Below are 15,967 nucleotides of genomic sequence, written 5' to 3' on the forward strand. Positions count from 1 at the left end.
AAGCGCGCTCCTGCACGAGCAGATTCGCGCCAGTCAGACCTTGATGAAGTGCTCGCGGTAGTAGCGCAGCTCGGCGATGGACTCGCGGATGTCGTCCAGGGCCAGGTGGGTGTTGCCTTTCTTGAAACCGTCACGCACCGACGGCGCCCAGCGCGCAGCCAGTTCCTTGAGGGTGGAGACGTCCAGGTTGCGGTAGTGGAAGTAGCCTTCCAGCTTCGGCATGTGGCGATAGAGGAAGCGGCGGTCCTGGCAGATGCTGTTGCCGCAGATCGGCGAGCTGCGCTTGGGCACCCACTTTTCCAGGAAGGTGATGGTCATCGCCTCGGCTTCGGCAGCCGAGATGGTGCTTTCGCGCACGCGCTGGGTCAGGCCGGACTGGCCGTGCTGGCGGGTGTTCCACTCATCCATGCCGGCGAGCAGCTCCTCGCTCTGGTGCACGGCGATCACCGGGCCTTCCTCGAGGATGTTCAGGTCGCTGTCGGTGACGATGGTCGCCATCTCGATGATGACGTCCTTGTCCGGGTCCAGCCCGGTCATTTCCAGGTCGATCCAGATCAGGTTCTGCGGGTTCTGCATGATGGGGCTCCTCAGCTCAGCCCTCTAGTTTAGCGGGAAGCACGCCGCCGCATGCTAAACTCCGCCGCGATTTTCCCTGTGGATACCCTATGGCCAAGCGTCACCTCACCCGCCGGCAGAGCTGGCGGATCGAAAAAGTCCAGGAAGAACGCGCCGCGCGCGCGGCGAAGCGCGAGTCGCGCGCCCTGGAAGAACTGGAAGGCGGCGACCTCGGCCCGGAACAGACCGGCCAGGTGATCGCCCACTTCGGTGTGCAGGTGGAAGTCGAGGCCCAGGACGGCGACGCCGCCGGCCAGGTGTTCCGCTGCCACCTGCGCGCCAACCTGCCGCCGCTGGTGACAGGCGACCAGGTGGTCTGGCGCCCGGGCAATCAGGGCATCGGCGTGATCGTCGCGCAGCTGCCGCGCACCTCCGAGCTGCGCCGCCCGGACATGCGCGGCGTGCTCAAGCCAGTCGCGGCCAACGTCGATCGCATCGTCATTGTCTTCGCGCCGCGCCCCGAGCCCCACGCCAACCTGATCGACCGCTACCTGGTGGCTGCCGAGCACGCGGGCATCAAGCCATTGCTGCTGCTGAACAAGGCTGACCTGATCGACGAGGAAAATGCACCCTTCCTCGACTCGCTGCTGGGCACCTACCGCGAGCTGGGCTACCCGCTGCTGGAGGTCTCGGCCGCCAATGGCCTGGCGCTGGACGCCCTGCGCGCCGCGCTGAACGAACACGTCAGCGTGTTCGTCGGGCAGTCCGGCGTGGGCAAGTCGTCGCTGGTGAATGCACTGCTGCCGGGCGTCGACACCCGCGTCGGCGACCTCTCGGAAGTCACCGGCAAGGGCACCCATACCACTACCACCGCACGGCTGTTCCACTTCCCCGCCGGCGGCGACCTGATCGACTCCCCCGGCATCCGAGAATTCGGCCTCGGCCATGTCAGCCGCGACGATGTGGAAGCGGGCTTCATCGAGTTCCACGACCTGCTCGGCCACTGCCGCTTCCGCGACTGCAAGCACGACCGCGAACCGGGCTGCGCGCTGCTCAAGGCGCTGGAAGACGGGCGCATCTCGCCGCAGCGGATGGCCAGCTACCGGCACATCCTCGCGAGCCTGCCGGAAGACGAGTATTGATCGGCGGATAACCCCTTGCCCTGTCCTGCAGGCGCAAGCATCTCCGTAATCCAGCCACAACGAAGAAGGCCAGCTTTTCAGCTGGCCTTCTGGTTTCTCACTGCTGCTTGTTCAGCTCGTCGAGTTTCAGCGTTCCGCCGTCGTCGAACAGGTTGAGCTTCTGCTTGAGCTGGTCCGGCGGCAACGGATCCCCCTGCCCGGCCGCCGGCTTGGCCGGCGCTCCGTTGGGTGCCGGCGCACCCGGAGCGGCGCCCTCGGCAGGCTTGTCGGCCCCACCATCCTGGCCTTCGATGGCACGCTGGGCCTTCTTGGTCAGGACGATGATGTCGATGCGGCGGTTCACCGGGTTGAGCGGTTTGTCGCGATCGAACAGCGCCGAGGAGGCATAACCGACCACGCGGGCGATCTGGTCTTCCGGGTAGCCGCCGGCTTCCAGCGCACGGCGCGCGGCGTTGGCGCGATTGGCCGAGAGTTCCCAGTTGCCGAAATCGCCATTGCCCGCGTAAGGCTTGGCGTCGGTGTGGCCGCTGATGCTGATCTTGTTCGGCACCTGCCTGATGGTCTCGGCCAGCGCCAGCAGGATGTCCTCGAAGTACGGCTGCAGGCGCGCGCTACCCAGGTCGAACATCGGCCGGTTGTCCGAGTCGACGATCTGGATGCGCAGGCCGTCCTGGGTGATTTCGAAGAGGATCTGGTCCTTGAAGCGCTTTAGCGTCGGGTTCTCGTCGACCTTGTTCTGCAGCTCCTGCAGCAGCAACTCCAGGCGCTCCTTCTCGACCTGCTCGGCGACGTCCTGGGCCTGTTGCTCAGTGACCTTGGCGTTCTCGTCCGGGTTGATCCGCGTCTCGTCGGCGTCCGGCTGAGCCTGGATCTGCGGGTTCAGGGTCTTGTCCGGCGCCGGCGTCGGCGTGCCGCCCAGGTCGATGACGTAGGGACTGGCGCTCTCGGTGAAACCGATGGGGTCCTGGAAATAGCCGGAGATGGCCTTCTTCTGCTCCGGCGTGGCCGAGGACAGCAGCCAGAGTACGAGGAAGAACGCCATCATGGCGGTGGCGAAGTCGGCGAAGGCGATCTTCCAGCCACCGCCATGATGGCCGGCGGCGTAGCGCTTGATGCGCTTGACGATGATCGGCTGGTTGTTATCCATGCGTCAGACGACCTATCAGCGACCGCGAACGGCCTGCTCCAGCTCGCTGAAGCTCGGACGATGCGCCGGCAGCAGCACCTTGCGGCCGAATTCGACGGCCAGCGACGGCGGCATGCCGGAGGCGGAAGCCACCAGGCAGGCCTTGATCGATTCGTAGAGGTTCAGCTCTTCCTTGGCATCGTGCTCCAGGGCGTTGGCCAGCGGGCCGACGAAGCCGTAGGCGGCGAGAATACCGAGGAAGGTACCCACCAGCGCCGCGGCGACGTGGTGGCCGATCTCGGCCTGGCTGCCCTGGCCGAGCAAGGCCATGGTGATCACGATGCCCAGTACCGCCGCGACGATACCGAAGCCCGGCAGGGCGTCGGCCACGCGGGTCACCGCATGGGCCGGGTGTTCGAGGTCTTCCTTGAGGCTGCCCAGTTCCATGTCGAACAGGCCTTCCAGCTCGTGGGGGGCCATGTTGCCGGAGGACATGATGCGCAGGTAGTCGCAGACGTACGCGGTCATGCGTTCGTCCTTGAGCACCGCCGGGTACTTGCTGAAGATCGGGCTGGCGGCGGGGTCCTCGACGTCGGCCTCAATGGCCATCATGCCTTCGCGACGGCTCTTGTTGAGCACTTCGTAGAGCATGCCCAGCACTTCCAGGTAGAAGGTGTGGGTGAAGCGGTTGCCGAACATCTTCGGCGCCTTCTTCAGCACGGTCATGAAGGTGCTGCCAGGGTTGGCCTGGAGAAACGCGCCCAGCGCGGCGCCGCCGATGATCAGCACCTCGAACGGCTGGATGATGGCCGCGATCTTGCCGCCGGAGAGCATGTAGCCGCCGAGCACGCTGGCCATGAGAACGATGATGCCGATGATTTTTGCCATGGGGACCGGACTGAAACGGTGAACAGAAAGGGAGGCAAGTTTCCCGCCTCCCTGTTGTTATCGGAGATTTCGGGCAAGACTATAGGCCGAAAACACTAAAAACCAGTTCGGCGCCTCACGCATGCCCAAGCAAATGCTTCATCCAGAGCGTCTCAAGGCCTGGCTCACGCAGCTGGAAGACCTGCCTTTGCCAGTTCCGCTGGAGCAGCGCGACGATATTCGCCGTGCGTTGAACGATAGCCGGCGCTCGATCCGTGACATCGCCGACCTGCTGCAGGACGCGCCGACACTGGCTTTCGCCATCCTGCGCGAAGCCAACCGCGCGCAGAGTGCCCGGGACAATCCGGCGGAAAGCCTGGAGGTCGCGCTCAACCGCCTGGGCCTGAGTCGCGCCAGCCAGTTGCTCGACAGCCTGCCCGCAGTGCCCGAGGCGCAGATGCCGCGTGCGCTGAACCAGTTGCTGCTGATCAGCCGCCACGCCATGCAGCAGGCCAGCGGCCTGTTCGCCAACCGCCTGGCGCGGCTCTGGCAGGAAATCCACTGGGGCAGCCTGTTCACCCTGGCGCCACTGTGGGCGCTGGCCACCGCCCGACCGGAGCTGATGGAGAACTGGCAACGCCAGGTCTACGGCCTGGGCCGCTGCAGCAGCGAAGTCGAGGAAGAACTGCTCGGCACCCGCCTGTTACCATTGTGTCGAGCACTGGCCGACAGCTGGCGACTGCCGGACTGGGTCGGCCAGGGCTACGCCCTGCTCAGCGACGACAAGCGCCTGCTGGTGCGCGCCCTGCACGTCGCCCACACCGAACACGATGCACTGGGCCAGCAGCAGCGCCTGGACGCCGACCCGGAGCTGCAGCGCTGGCTGACCCGACCGGCCAACACGATCCTTCTCGCCAACAGCATCGCCATGGCCGCGCACCAGTCCTGGGGCGGCGTGCACATGCTGCGCTGGCAGCGCCTGACCAGTCTGTACCTGCAGATGCCGCTGGAGGAGCTGCAGCAGACCGTCCACGGCCTCGCCGCGCAGAGCGCCCGGCGCCACGCCCGCCCCCTGCTCTGGCACCCGGCCGAGGCGCTACTCTGGCCCTGGGAAGCGCGTCGCTGGCTCAACGGCCCGAGGGCCGAAGAGCCGACCAAGGCGCCAGACACCCTGGCGCAATGGCGCCAGCACTGCACCCGCCTGATGCAGACGCCCAGCCCGTTCGGCAACGCCGTGCAACTGCTCGACTGCGCCAGCGACGCCCTGCAGGCCTGCGGGCTGCAACGCGGCATGATCCTGCTGGCCGACAAGGGCGGCAGCTGGCTGCAGGCGCGCCGGGACTTCGGCCTGGACGGTGGGGTCGGCGACTTCAAGCTGGAAGTCGCCGCCAGCCCGGTACTGCGAAAACTCCTGCAACAACCCGGTCAGTTGCGCCTGAGCCCGACCAACATGGCCGAGTTCTCAGCGCTGATTCCCGGCGCGCTGAAGGCGCTGATCCCCAGCGAACACCTGCTGCTGCGCTCGCTGGGCAACGGCGCGCGGGTGGTCATGCTGGTCGTCTGCGACCGCAATGGCCAGCCGCTGGCGGACCTGCACGCCCAGGCCTTCGGCCGCACCGTGCAGTGCATCGAGCACGCGGTGAAGCAGATGGCGCGGGGCACCTGATCCGCGAAAGGTTTGCGCCCCGCCGCGTCCCCTTTAAACTAACCGCCCTCACGGGGTAGCCCAGGGCGCCTGCTCACGTTGCCTCCCCCCACCGTTCCCGCCGGGAGACCCCGACATGTCCGCCTTCTCCGCCCTGCCCCTGGTGATCGAACCGGCTGACCTCGCCAGCCGCCTCGACGCCCCCGACCTGATCCTGGTCGACCTGACCAGCGCCGCGCGCTATGCGCAGGGCCACATTCCCGGCGCCCGCTTCATTGCCCCCGCGCGTACCCAGCTCGGCGGGCCGGCACCGGGCCTGCTGCCGGCCAAGGCCGACCTGGAAGCTCTGTTCGGCGAGCTGGGCCACAACCCCGATGCTGTCTACGTGGTCTACGACGACGAAGGCGGCGGTTGGGCCGGCCGCTTCATCTGGCTGCTGGACGTGATCGGCCATCACAACTACCACTACGTCGACGGCGGCCTGCACGCCTGGCTCGCCGACGGCCTGCCGCTCTCCGAGGACACCCCGGCACCAGCCGGCGGCCCGCTGCCGCTGACCCTGCACGACGAGCCCACCGCCACCCGCGAATACCTGCAGAGCCGCCTGGGCGCCGCCGACCTGGCCGTCTGGGACGCCCGCAACCCCAGCGAGTACAGCGGCCAGAAAGTCCTCGCCGCCAAGGCCGGCCACGTACCCGGCGCTGTCAATTTCGAATGGACCGCCGGCATGGACCCGGCCCGCGCCCTGCGCATCCGTACCGATATGCCACAGATCCTTGAGGACCTGGGCATCACCAAGGACAAGGAAGTGATCACCCACTGCCAGACCCACCACCGTTCCGGCTTCACCTACCTGGTGGCCAAGGCCCTCGGCTATCCGCGGGTCAAGGGCTATGCCGGTTCCTGGTCGGAATGGGGCAACCATCCCGACACCCCCGTAGAGGTTTAAGGAATGTCGTTCAAAGATCGTCTGTTCATCCTCGCCCAGTACCTGCTGCCGCATCACCTGCTGTCGCGCCTGATCGGCTGCGCCGCAGAGTGCCGCGCGCCCTGGTTCAAGGACCGCCTGATTCCCTGGTTCGCCCGTCGCTACCAGGTGGACATGCGCGAAGCCCAGGTCGAGGACCTGCGTGCCTACGAGCACTTCAACGCCTTCTTCACCCGCGCCCTGAAGGACGGCGCGCGTCCGCTGGATGAAAACGCAGGCTCCGTGCTCTGCCCCGCCGACGGCGCCATCAGCCAGCTCGGCCCGATCGAGCACGGCCGCGTGTTCCAGGCCAAGGGCCACAGCTACAGCCTGATGGAACTGCTGGGCGGCGACGCCGAGCGCGCCGCGCCCTTCATGGGCGGCGAGTTCGCCACCGTCTACCTGTCGCCCAAGGACTACCACCGCGTGCACATGCCGCTGGCCGGTACCCTGCGCGAGATGGTCTACGTGCCGGGCCGCCTGTTCTCGGTAAACCAGCTGACCGCCGAGCAAGTGCCGGAGCTGTTCGCCCGCAACGAGCGCGTGGTGTGCATCTTCGACACCGAGCGCGGGCCGATGGCCGTGGTTCTGGTCGGGGCGATGATCGTCGCCTCCATCGAGACCGTCTGGGCCGGCCTGGTTACTCCGCCCAAGCGCGAGCTGAGGTCCTTCGCCTACGACGAAGCTTCCCGCGCACCGATCCACCTGGAGAAAGGCGCCGAACTGGGCCGCTTCAAGCTGGGCTCCACCGCCATCGTACTGTTCGGTCCGGAGCAGGTCAGCTGGGCGGAAAACCTCGCTGCCAGCACCGCCGTGCGCATGGGCGAGCGCCTGGGTGGCGCGCGCCAGGGCTGACGCCCACTCTTATAAGGCGGGCGGCCAATGAGTCGCCCGCCAACGCTTTTCGCCTCATCGTGCCAGTTCCCTGCCATGAAACGCTTCCTGCACCTGTTCGGCTGGCGGGCAAATGCCACCAGTCATCTGGAAAAATGGCTCTCCGCAATCGGAGCGCTGTGCGGCATCGCCGCCATCTACGCCGTCACCCACTGGGTCCTGCCCGGCGAAGCGGCCATCTGGGTCGTCGCCTCCATGGGCGCCAGCGCCGTGCTGCTGTTCGCCGTGCCTCATGGCGCCCTGTCGCAGCCCTGGGCCGTGCTTGGCGGGCAGGTCCTCTCGGCCATCGTTGGGGTGATCTGCCAGAAGCTCTTTCCCGACCAGCCCTTCACCCCCGCCCTCGCCGTGGGCGCGGCGATCCTGGTCATGCACTACGCGCGCTGCATCCACCCGCCGGGCGGCGCCACCGCGCTGGCCGCCGTCTCCGGCGGCCCGGCCGTGACCGCGCTGGGCTTCCACTACGTGCTCAGCCCGGTGCTGCTCAACGTGGTGCTGATTCTCCTCGTCGCCATCCTGTTCAATGGGTTGTTTGCCTGGCGTCGCTACCCCGCGCCGCTGGCACGCCTGCCGGACTCGCCGAAGCTGCCCGCCGGCCCGTCTCCGGAAGACCTCTACCATGCGCTGCGCAAGATGGATTCGTTCATCGACGTGCAGTTCGACGACCTGCTGAAGATCCTCCAACTGGCCCAGGAGCACGCCCAGGCACAGCGCCTGACGCCGGAAGATGTCCTGCTCGGCGCCAGCTACAGCAACGCCCTGAGCGGCGACGCCTGGGCCGTGCGACAGGTGATCGACGACCACCCGGACAAGCGCGGCCGCCAGGACCAGGTGGTCTACAAGGTGGTGGCCGGCGCCGGCAAGGGCAACACCGGCGTCTGCCGGCGCCAGGACCTGCTCGACTGGGCCGCCCATCCGGTGATCGCCCAGGGCGACGGCTGGGTACGCAGCACGGCGCAGGACTCGGCGAAGAACGCCCTGCAACGGCAGATCAAAGGCGAAACACCGCTGGCGTGACCTGTCCGCGCACCATCCGGGCGATGGGCTGCGGCGGGCGACGGATGCTGCTAGAGTTCGGAAAAAGCCGACAGTTATGACCAGCCGGTTCGTACAACGAGCCGGCTTGTGGAGAAACCATTCCCACCATGGACAACAGTCCCCAGCAGTTTCTACGTGTCCCCACACCGACGCACGAGAGCCTGAGCTTCTGCAACGCCAACACGCGCGAGCTGAAAAACTGGCTGGATCACCTGCCCAAGGCCAACCTCGGTGAAACGGCCCGCCAGCTCTATCAGGGGCTGATCGAGCTCAACCAGCTCAAGCTGCCGGTCGAGACGCGCCTGCAATTGCTGGAACTGTTCCGCCCGGAAGTGCACTTTGTCTGCCATAACCTGGAACGCCACTTCCTCAACCAGTCCATCGTCCTGGACGAGCGTCCGCGCAAGGTCGCCAACCTCTGCCAGGCGCTGCAGAACCACCTGGCCATCGGCTACAAGCTGATCGTCGTGCGCGAAGCCTCGCGCTTCACCCGCGAGCGCGCCCAGACCATGACCGCCGCCATCCAGCGCGCCATCCGCAGCCTCTGCGGTCCGCTGGTGCGCGCCTCGCAGCTGTACTGCCCGGTGCCGGAAAACCTCTGGCTGGAACTCCACCAGCTCTACCAACTGGCCCGTCAGCACGGCCTGCAGCACACCCCGGTACGCGACGCGCTGGCCCGCCAGGCCCAGGGCCTGTCCATCGAGCAGTCCTACCTGGTGGCGCTGATGCTCGGCTCGGCGCGCTGCAACCAGATGCGCCAGAACAACATCGCCCGCGTCGCCGAAGTCCTCGAAGGCTGGGCTGCGCTGGTGAAAGTGCAGACCGCCGATGCGCCCTCCACCCTGTTCGTGGTGGTTCCGCAGGTGGATGGCCCGCCGCGCTACCGCACCCTGTTCAAGGAAAGCGACCTTGCCGGCAGCCTGGGCATCGACCCGCAACCGCTGGTGGACGTGATCCGTGAATACCTGCTGCTGCCGCCGGAAAACCGAGCACAGGCGCGCCTGAAGGTGCCCGAGGGCGTCAGCGTCGACCTTCTGCAGCACCTCGCCGCAGCCTGGGGCGACATCGCCGAGCGCACCTTCCACCGCACCCCCGGCCAGGGCCAACTGACCCTGTGCATCGGCATGAGCGCCCTGCACTACTTCCTCGCTGGCCGTAAAAACTTCAATGACCTGCTGAAAATCCAGGTGCAGGAGCAGATACCGACCTTCAAGGCCGATGTGAAAGATGCCTGGTCCGATGCCTTCGACGCGCAGAAGCTCAACGACTGGCAACCCGGCATGCCGCTGGAAGAGATCGAGTACACCGCACCGCGCGCCACCGACGAGAGCGGTCTGGGCGTGGCGGCGGAGACTCCGCGCGACGATTACCCGGTGCACACACTGGCCATTGTCAACCACAGTCCCGGCGGCTACTGCCTGACCTGGCCGAAGGACATCCCCAGCCAGTTGCAGGCCGGCGAGATTCTGGGCATCCAGGACACCCCGGAGCACAGCTGGAGCGTCGCCGTGGTGCGCTGGATCCGCCAGGTCCGAGGCGGCGGCACGCAGATGGGCATCGAACTGATCGCCCCGCTCGCCCAACCCTGTGGCCTGCAACTGCTGCGCAAGACTGAACAGGGCAGCCAGTACCTGCGTGCCCTGCTGCTGCCGGAGATCGCCGCGATTTCCCGCCCGGCCACGGTCATCACACCGCGCCTGCCCTTCCAGGAAGGTAACCGCGTGCAGCTCAATTTGCATGGGGACGAACGCCGCGCCACCCTGACACGCAAGGTCACCGCCACCGCCAGCTTCACCCAGTTCGAATACCAGGCACAGGATTCAGCCGGCGCACCGAGCGATAAGCCCATCACAGCCCCGAACGCTCGCGGCCCCGGCGGGGAGGAAGACTTTGACTCGCTGTGGAAGTCTCTGTAGATTCCGGGGACTTCCCTTTCGTCGCCTTTTTGCTGCCGTCCAGCGCGGTATAAGCAGCCTTCCTCATGGCCAATGAAAAGAAAACCATCCGCCTGCTGATCCTGGAAGACTCGCAGAACGAAGCCGAGCGCCTGGTCAGCCTGTTCCGCAACGCCGGTCGTGCGACCCGCGTCCACCGCATCACCTCCAGTGAAGACCTGACGGACATCCTGCCCCAGGGCTGGGACCTGCTGATCGCAGCCCCGGAAGCCGAGGCGCTGGACCCGAGCGAAGCGCTGGGCGCCATCCGCCGCCAGGCCAAGGACATCCCCTTCATCCAACTGGTCAGCGGCACGGAGTCCGACGCCGTGACCGAGGCCCTCGCCCTCGGCGCGCAGGATGCCCTGCCGCAAGGCGAGGACGAGCGCCTGATCCTGGTGGCCAACCGCGAGCTGGCCAACCTCGAGGAACGCCGTGCCCGCCGCTCCGCCGAAGTCGCCCTGCGCGAAGCGGAGAAGCGCTGCCAGCTGCTGCTGGACAGCTCGGTGGACGCCATCACCTACGTCCACGACGGCATGCACATCTACGCCAACCGCGCCTACGTCGGCCTGTTCGGCTACGAGGACGCCGAGGAGCTGGAAGGCATGCCGATGATCGACCTGATCGCCGGCTGCGACCAGGCCAATTTCAAGGACTTCCTCAAGGGCTACCATCTCTCCAAGGAAAGCACCGAGGACAACGCCGACCTCGCCTGCAGCGGTATCCGCAGCGACGGTCAGGCCTTCGCCGCGCGCATGACCTTCTCGCCCGCCACCTACGACGGCGAGCCGTGCATCCAGGTGGTGATCCGCGCTGAATCCGACAACGCCCAGCTCGAGGAAAAACTCCGCGAAGTCAGCAGCCAGGACCTGGTCACCGGCCTGTACAACCGCGCCCATTTCCTCGACCTGATGGACAGCGCCGTGGAGCGCGCGGTGACCGCCGGCCAGCCGGCCACCTTCGCCTATATGCAGCTAGACCGCGCGCAGGCGCTGCAACTGGACCTGGGCGTCGCCAGCATCGACCTGCTGCTGGCGGACCTGGGAAACCTGCTGCGCGGGCAATTCCCCGAGCCGGCCCAGCTGGCGCGCCTGAGCGACGACGTATTCGCCGTGCTGTTGCCGGGCGAAGCCCCGGAGCACTCCGCGCCACGCTTCCACTCGCTGCTGAAGAAAATCGAAGGCCACCTGTTCGACATCCACGGTCGCAGCGCCCAGGTCACCCTGTCCATCGGCACGGCCGGGCTGGACGAGAAGACCACCCGCGCCCAGGAAGTCATCGAACGCGCCCACCGCGGCGCCGACGAGGTCGCACAGAAGAACGGCAACGGCCTGAAGGTCTTCAACCCGGCCGATGAACTGGCCGCCGCCGCCTACCGTGGCGACATCAGCGCAATCATCCGCCAGGCGCTGGAGCAGAACAGCTTCCGCCTGCTGTTCCAGCCGATCATCAGCCTGCGCGGCGACACCCACGAACACTATGAGGTGCTGCTGCGCCTGCTCAACCCGCAGGGCGAGGAAGTGCCGCCGGCTGACTTCCTCAACGCCGCCAAGGCCAGCGGGCTGGCCGAGAAGATCGACCGCTGGGTACTGCTCAACTCCATCAAGCTGCTCTCCGAGCACCGCGCCAAGGGACACGAGACCAAACTCTTCGTGCACCTCTCCAGCTCCAGCCTGCAGGACCCGGAACTGCTGCCGTGGCTGAGCGTGGCACTCAAGGCTTCGCGCCTGCCGGCCGACGCCCTGATCATCCAGATCAGCGAACCGGACGCCATCGCCTTCCTGCGCCAGGCCAAGGTGCTGAGCCAGGGCCTGGCCGAGCTGCACTGCCAGATCGCACTCTGCCAGTTCGGCTGCGCGCTCAACCCGTTCAACACGCTCAAGCACATGAACGTCGACTTCGTGAAGGTCGACGGCTCCTACGTGCAAGACCTGAACATCCCGGAGAACCAGGAAAACCTGAAGACCCTGATGGCCAGCCTGCACGCCCAGGCCAAGCTGACCATCGTGCCCATGGTGGAAAGCGCCACCGCGCTGGCCACCCTGTGGCAGGCCGGCGCCAACTACATCCAGGGCCGCTACCTGCAGGGGCCGAGCCAGGCGATGGACTACGACTTCGCTTCGGACGAGTGATTCCGACCGGCAGAAACAAGAAAGCCGCCCCAAGGGGCGGCTTTTTCATTCCGGCGTCGATCAGCGCTGGTCAGGCGCCTTCGCGGTCACGGAAGCCGAGCAGGTACAGGATGCCATCCAACCCGAGGGTGGAGATCGCCTGCTTGGCCGACTGCTTGACCAGCGGCTTGGCGCGGAACGCCACGCCCAGGCCGGCCAGGCCAAGCATCGGCAGATCGTTGGCGCCGTCACCCACGGCAATCGTCTGCTCCAGTTGCAGACCTTCCTTCGCCGCCAGCTCGCGCAGCAGGTCGGCCTTGCGCTGAGCGTCGACAATGGGTTCGATGGCCACGCCGGTCAGCTTGCCGTCGACGATCTGCAGCTCGTTGGCGAACACATAGTCGATGCCCAGCTTCGCCTGCAGCTGCTTGGCGAAGTAGCTGAAGCCACCGGAAAGAATGGCGGTCTTGTAACCCAGGCGCTTGAGTTCGGCGAACAGGGTTTCGGCGCCTTCGGTCAGGCGCAGCGAGGCGCCGATCTCTTCCAGCACATCCTCGGAGAGGCCCTGCAGCAGCGCCAGGCGCTCCTTGAAGCTGGCGCGGAAGTCCAGCTCGCCGCGCATGGCGCGCTCGGTGATCTCGGACACCTGCTCGCCGACGCCGGCGGCCTTGGCCAGCTCGTCGATCACTTCGGCCTCGATCAGCGTCGAGTCCATGTCGAACACCGCCAGGCGACGATTGCGGCGGAACACCGAGTCCTGCTGGAAGGCGATGTCGACGTTCAGCTCCTGGGCCACGCTGAGGAACTCGGCGCGCAGGGCAGCCGGATCGGCAGGCTCGCCACGCACGGAGAATTCGATGCAGCCTTTGCCCTCGTCGGCCGGCATATCCAGCGGCATGCGCCCGGACAGACGATCGATCTGATCGATGTTCAGGCCGTACTTGGCGGTGATCGAGCTGACCCGCTGCAACTGCTCGGCGGTCACCCGGCGAGTCAGCAGGGTGACGATGTGGCGGGGCTTGCCCTGGCCACCGACCCACTGGCGGTAGTCGTCTTCGGAGACCGGCGTGAAGCGCACCTGCTGGTCGAGCTTGTAGGCCGTGAACAGCACGTCCTTGAGCACCGACGAGGCCCGCTCGTTATCCGGGATTTCCACCAGGATGCCGAAGGACAGGGTGTCGTGGATCACCGCCTGGCCGATATCGAGGATGTTCACGCCACCCTGCGCCAGGACGCCGGTAATGGCCGCGGTGAGGCCGGGGCGGTCTTCCCCGGTGATGTTGATCAGGACGATCTCGCGCAAGGCGCTGTCTCCGCCATGGAAAAAAGGCGGTCATTCTACCTGCTTTCACTGCCTGCGGATGCTCCGCTCGCCTGCCTGCCCACGGATCAAGAGACGGCACCGCCGATCGGAATGCGCGGCAGATCGACACGACGCGCAGACTTTCGCCGCCTTGACAGCGCCTGCGGCGCTTTGCCCCCCGGTAGGGCCTCGTTATACTGCCCCGCATCTGCCCTAAAGAAGACCGAGCCCGCTGTGACCCGGCCCACCTCCGTCAAGCCCGACAATTTCTTCCTGCTGCTCTTCCACGCCCTGCGCCAGCGCCGCGTGCCGATTGCCCTGCGCATCGCTGTCCACAGCTTGCTGCTGGTGGCCACGGCCCTGGTGATCTACGCCTGCGTGATGGGCCTGCAGTTCAAGCAGGCCATGCAGCAGCAGGCCGACGCCCTTGGCCAGAGCCTGACCACGCAGACCGCGCAGTCGGCCACCGAGCTGCTGGTGTCCAACGACATCCTCAGCCTCAACGTGCTGCTCAACAACCTGACCAAGAACCCGCTGGTGGCCCACGCGGCCATCTACAGCGTGGACAACCGCATCCTTGCCGAATCCGGCACGCGGCCCAAGCAGGGCCTGCTGGGCGACGCCGAGGGCCTGTACTCCACGCCCATCACCTTCCAGGAGGTGATCGCCGGTCACCTGCGCATCAGCCTCGACATGCACCAGTTCGAGCAGCCGATGACCGTCAGCCTGCAGAGCATGGGACTGATCAGCCTGATCCTGCTGCTGCTCACCCTGACCTTCGGCCTGCGCCTGGGGCGGCAGATTTCCACACCGCTGTTACAGCTTCGTGTCTGGCTGCGCGATCCGGACGACAGCGCGCCGGGCGCCGGCCTGCAGAACGAGATCGGCGACCTCGCCCGCCAGCTCCAGGCGCGCCTGGCGCCGGAGAAGCCGCCGGCCCCCGAGCCAGTGGTCAGCCCCTCTGCGCCGCGCCCGAAAGCGCCGGCCAAGGCTGGCAAGCCCGTGGCCAGGGAACCGTCTCTGGAAGCCGTCGGTGCCACCGACGAACACGAATTCGACGAGAACATCTTCTCCGACGACGAACTGCTCGCGCCCGCCGCGCGCCGCAAGGCCGACTCCGATGAGGACTTCCCCGAGGAAGAATTCGAGGCGGTGACGGAAGAGGAAGCCGAAGACGAGATCGGCGTCGAAGAAGAACCTGAAGCCGAGCCGGAGCCGGTTTCCGCTGGCACCAGCGCGGTGCTGGCCGTGCAACTGGGCGCCCAGGAACAGCTGCGCCGACTGCCGCGCGCTCGCCTGGTCGACCTGCTGCAGCGCTACCGCGACTGCCTGGAGCAAGCCGCGCGCCTGTACAAGGGCACGCTCTACACCCTCAGCGACGGTGGCAGCCTGATCCTCTTCCACAGTCGCGACCAGGACGAGGAATTCCTCACCAATGCCCTGTGCTGCGGCGAGCTGATGCGCGCCCTGGGCCATGCCCTGCAGATCGAGGTGGCCGACAGCGGCATCACCCTGCAACTGCAGCTGGGCCTGGTGCTGGGCGAGGACGTCGCCGACCTGGAACAGGCCGAGCTGCTGCAGGATTCTTCCGCCCAGGATGCCCTGGCCCTGAGCCAGCACAGCCGCAACCTGCTGCTGGTGGAGAAATCCATCGGCGACGATGAAAAAGTCCGCGAGCGCGCACGTATTCGCCCTATCGCCAGCCCGGAAAATGCCTGCTGTGTGGAATGGCTGAAGGAACCTTATCCTTCCATGCTCGAACGCCAGCTCTCGCGCATGCGCGCCCTGCGCACCACCTGACACCAATAGAATGAGAGGTGGGGCCGCCTGGCCCCTCGTGGAAAGGATTCCATGACCACCCTGATCACCCATCCCCTGCCCGCGCTCGCCGTGGGCCTTGCGCTCGGCTCACGCTTCATCCCACCGCGCCTGCTGTTGGCCGGCATGCTCGCCGCCTGCCTGCCCGACCTTGATGTGGTCGCCTTCAAGTTGGGCATTGCCTATAACGATGCCTTCGGTCATCGCGGCTTCAGCCATTCCCTGCTGTTCGCGGCGTGCATGGGTGTGCTCGGAGCGCTGTGCTGCCGCCTGCTGAGCAGCGGCCCGCTGAAGGCCGGCCTGTGGGTGGGACTCGCCACCGCATCTCACAGCGTGCTGGATGCGATGACCGACGGCGGCCTGGGCGTCGCCTGGTTCTGGCCGTGGAGCGATCAGCGCTACTTCCTGCCGCTGCACCCCATCGAAGTCTCGCCCATCGGCCTGTCGCGCTTCCTCAGCCCGCGCGGGCTGGAGGTGCTGATCTCGGAGGCGCGCTGGGTCTGGCTGCCCTGCCTGGGCGTGGCGCTGGGCGGTATCGGTCTGCGCCGCGTCCTGCGTCGCAACGGCTGA

13 protein-coding genes are annotated in these 15,967 nt (G+C 66.7%); 9 read left to right on the forward strand and 4 right to left on the reverse strand.

Going from position 1 to position 15,967, the window contains the following annotated elements; genetic code table 11:
- Positions 1-33: 33 nt before the first annotated feature.
- A complete protein-coding gene (gene orn / locus IB275_RS27525; RefSeq protein WP_192292993.1) occupies positions 34-576 on the reverse strand; it encodes an oligoribonuclease in 543 nt (180 codons plus the stop codon).
- Between the two features lie 89 nt (positions 577-665).
- Here orn and rsgA point away from each other — a divergent pair, with 89 nt between their 5' ends.
- Positions 666-1,697: a small ribosomal subunit biogenesis GTPase RsgA gene (rsgA, locus tag IB275_RS27530; protein ID WP_184595179.1), complete on the forward strand. Its 1,032-nt coding sequence runs from the start codon at positions 666-668 to the stop codon at positions 1,695-1,697.
- A 97-nt stretch (positions 1,698-1,794) separates the two neighbouring features.
- Here rsgA and motB read toward each other — a convergent pair whose 3' ends face one another.
- Positions 1,795-2,844: a flagellar motor protein MotB gene (gene motB, locus IB275_RS27535; protein ID WP_192292995.1), complete on the reverse strand. Its 1,050-nt coding sequence runs from the start codon at positions 2,842-2,844 to the stop codon at positions 1,795-1,797.
- 15 nt (positions 2,845-2,859) lie between these two features.
- The gene (gene motA, locus IB275_RS27540; RefSeq protein WP_081515523.1) at positions 2,860-3,711 is read right to left on the reverse strand and encodes a flagellar motor stator protein MotA; all 852 of its coding nucleotides are present in this window, start codon (positions 3,709-3,711) and stop codon (positions 2,860-2,862) included.
- A gap of 121 nt (positions 3,712-3,832) precedes the next feature.
- On the opposite strand from motA, the gene IB275_RS27545 reads away from it, so the two are divergent.
- From IB275_RS27545 to IB275_RS27570, 6 genes are all read left to right on the forward strand, one after another.
- Positions 3,833-5,356 (forward strand): HDOD domain-containing protein, encoded by a 1,524-nt coding sequence (locus IB275_RS27545; protein ID WP_225601724.1) that lies wholly within the window; start codon positions 3,833-3,835, stop codon positions 5,354-5,356.
- Between the two features lie 115 nt (positions 5,357-5,471).
- On the forward strand, positions 5,472-6,284 hold the full coding sequence (rhdA, locus tag IB275_RS27550) for a thiosulfate sulfurtransferase (protein ID WP_192292997.1): 813 nt from the start codon (positions 5,472-5,474) through the stop codon (positions 6,282-6,284).
- 3 nt (positions 6,285-6,287) lie between these two features.
- The gene (gene asd, locus IB275_RS27555; protein ID WP_192292999.1) at positions 6,288-7,157 is read left to right on the forward strand and encodes an archaetidylserine decarboxylase; all 870 of its coding nucleotides are present in this window, start codon (positions 6,288-6,290) and stop codon (positions 7,155-7,157) included.
- Positions 7,158-7,232: 75 nt separating this feature from the next.
- Positions 7,233-8,210, forward strand: a complete 978-nt coding sequence (locus tag IB275_RS27560) for an HPP family protein (protein ID WP_192293001.1) — start codon at positions 7,233-7,235, stop codon at positions 8,208-8,210.
- Between the two features lie 128 nt (positions 8,211-8,338).
- Complete coding sequence (locus IB275_RS27565; protein WP_192293003.1) at positions 8,339-10,147, forward strand: cyclic-di-GMP receptor FimW-related protein; 1,809 nt, start codon at positions 8,339-8,341, stop codon at positions 10,145-10,147.
- 65 nt (positions 10,148-10,212) lie between these two features.
- Positions 10,213-12,297 carry an EAL domain-containing response regulator gene (locus tag IB275_RS27570; protein WP_192293005.1) on the forward strand — a complete coding sequence of 695 codons (2,085 nt, stop codon included), beginning with the start codon at positions 10,213-10,215 and terminating at the stop codon, positions 12,295-12,297.
- A gap of 70 nt (positions 12,298-12,367) precedes the next feature.
- On the opposite strand, the gene serB is transcribed toward IB275_RS27570, so the two are convergent.
- Entirely contained in the window at positions 12,368-13,579 is a 1,212-nt protein-coding gene (gene serB / locus IB275_RS27575; protein ID WP_138524114.1) for a phosphoserine phosphatase SerB, read from the reverse strand.
- 234 nt (positions 13,580-13,813) lie between these two features.
- Here serB and IB275_RS27580 point away from each other — a divergent pair, with 234 nt between their 5' ends.
- Together IB275_RS27580 and IB275_RS27585 are read left to right on the forward strand one after the other, a co-directional pair.
- A complete protein-coding gene (locus IB275_RS27580; RefSeq protein ID WP_192293007.1) occupies positions 13,814-15,379 on the forward strand; it encodes an AhpA/YtjB family protein in 1,566 nt (521 codons plus the stop codon).
- Between the two features lie 51 nt (positions 15,380-15,430).
- Complete coding sequence (locus IB275_RS27585; protein ID WP_192293009.1) at positions 15,431-15,967, forward strand: metal-dependent hydrolase; 537 nt, start codon at positions 15,431-15,433, stop codon at positions 15,965-15,967.

The sequence above is a fragment of the Pseudomonas sp. PDM21 genome (genome assembly GCF_014852505.2).
GTDB lineage: Bacteria > Pseudomonadota > Gammaproteobacteria > Pseudomonadales > Pseudomonadaceae > Pseudomonas.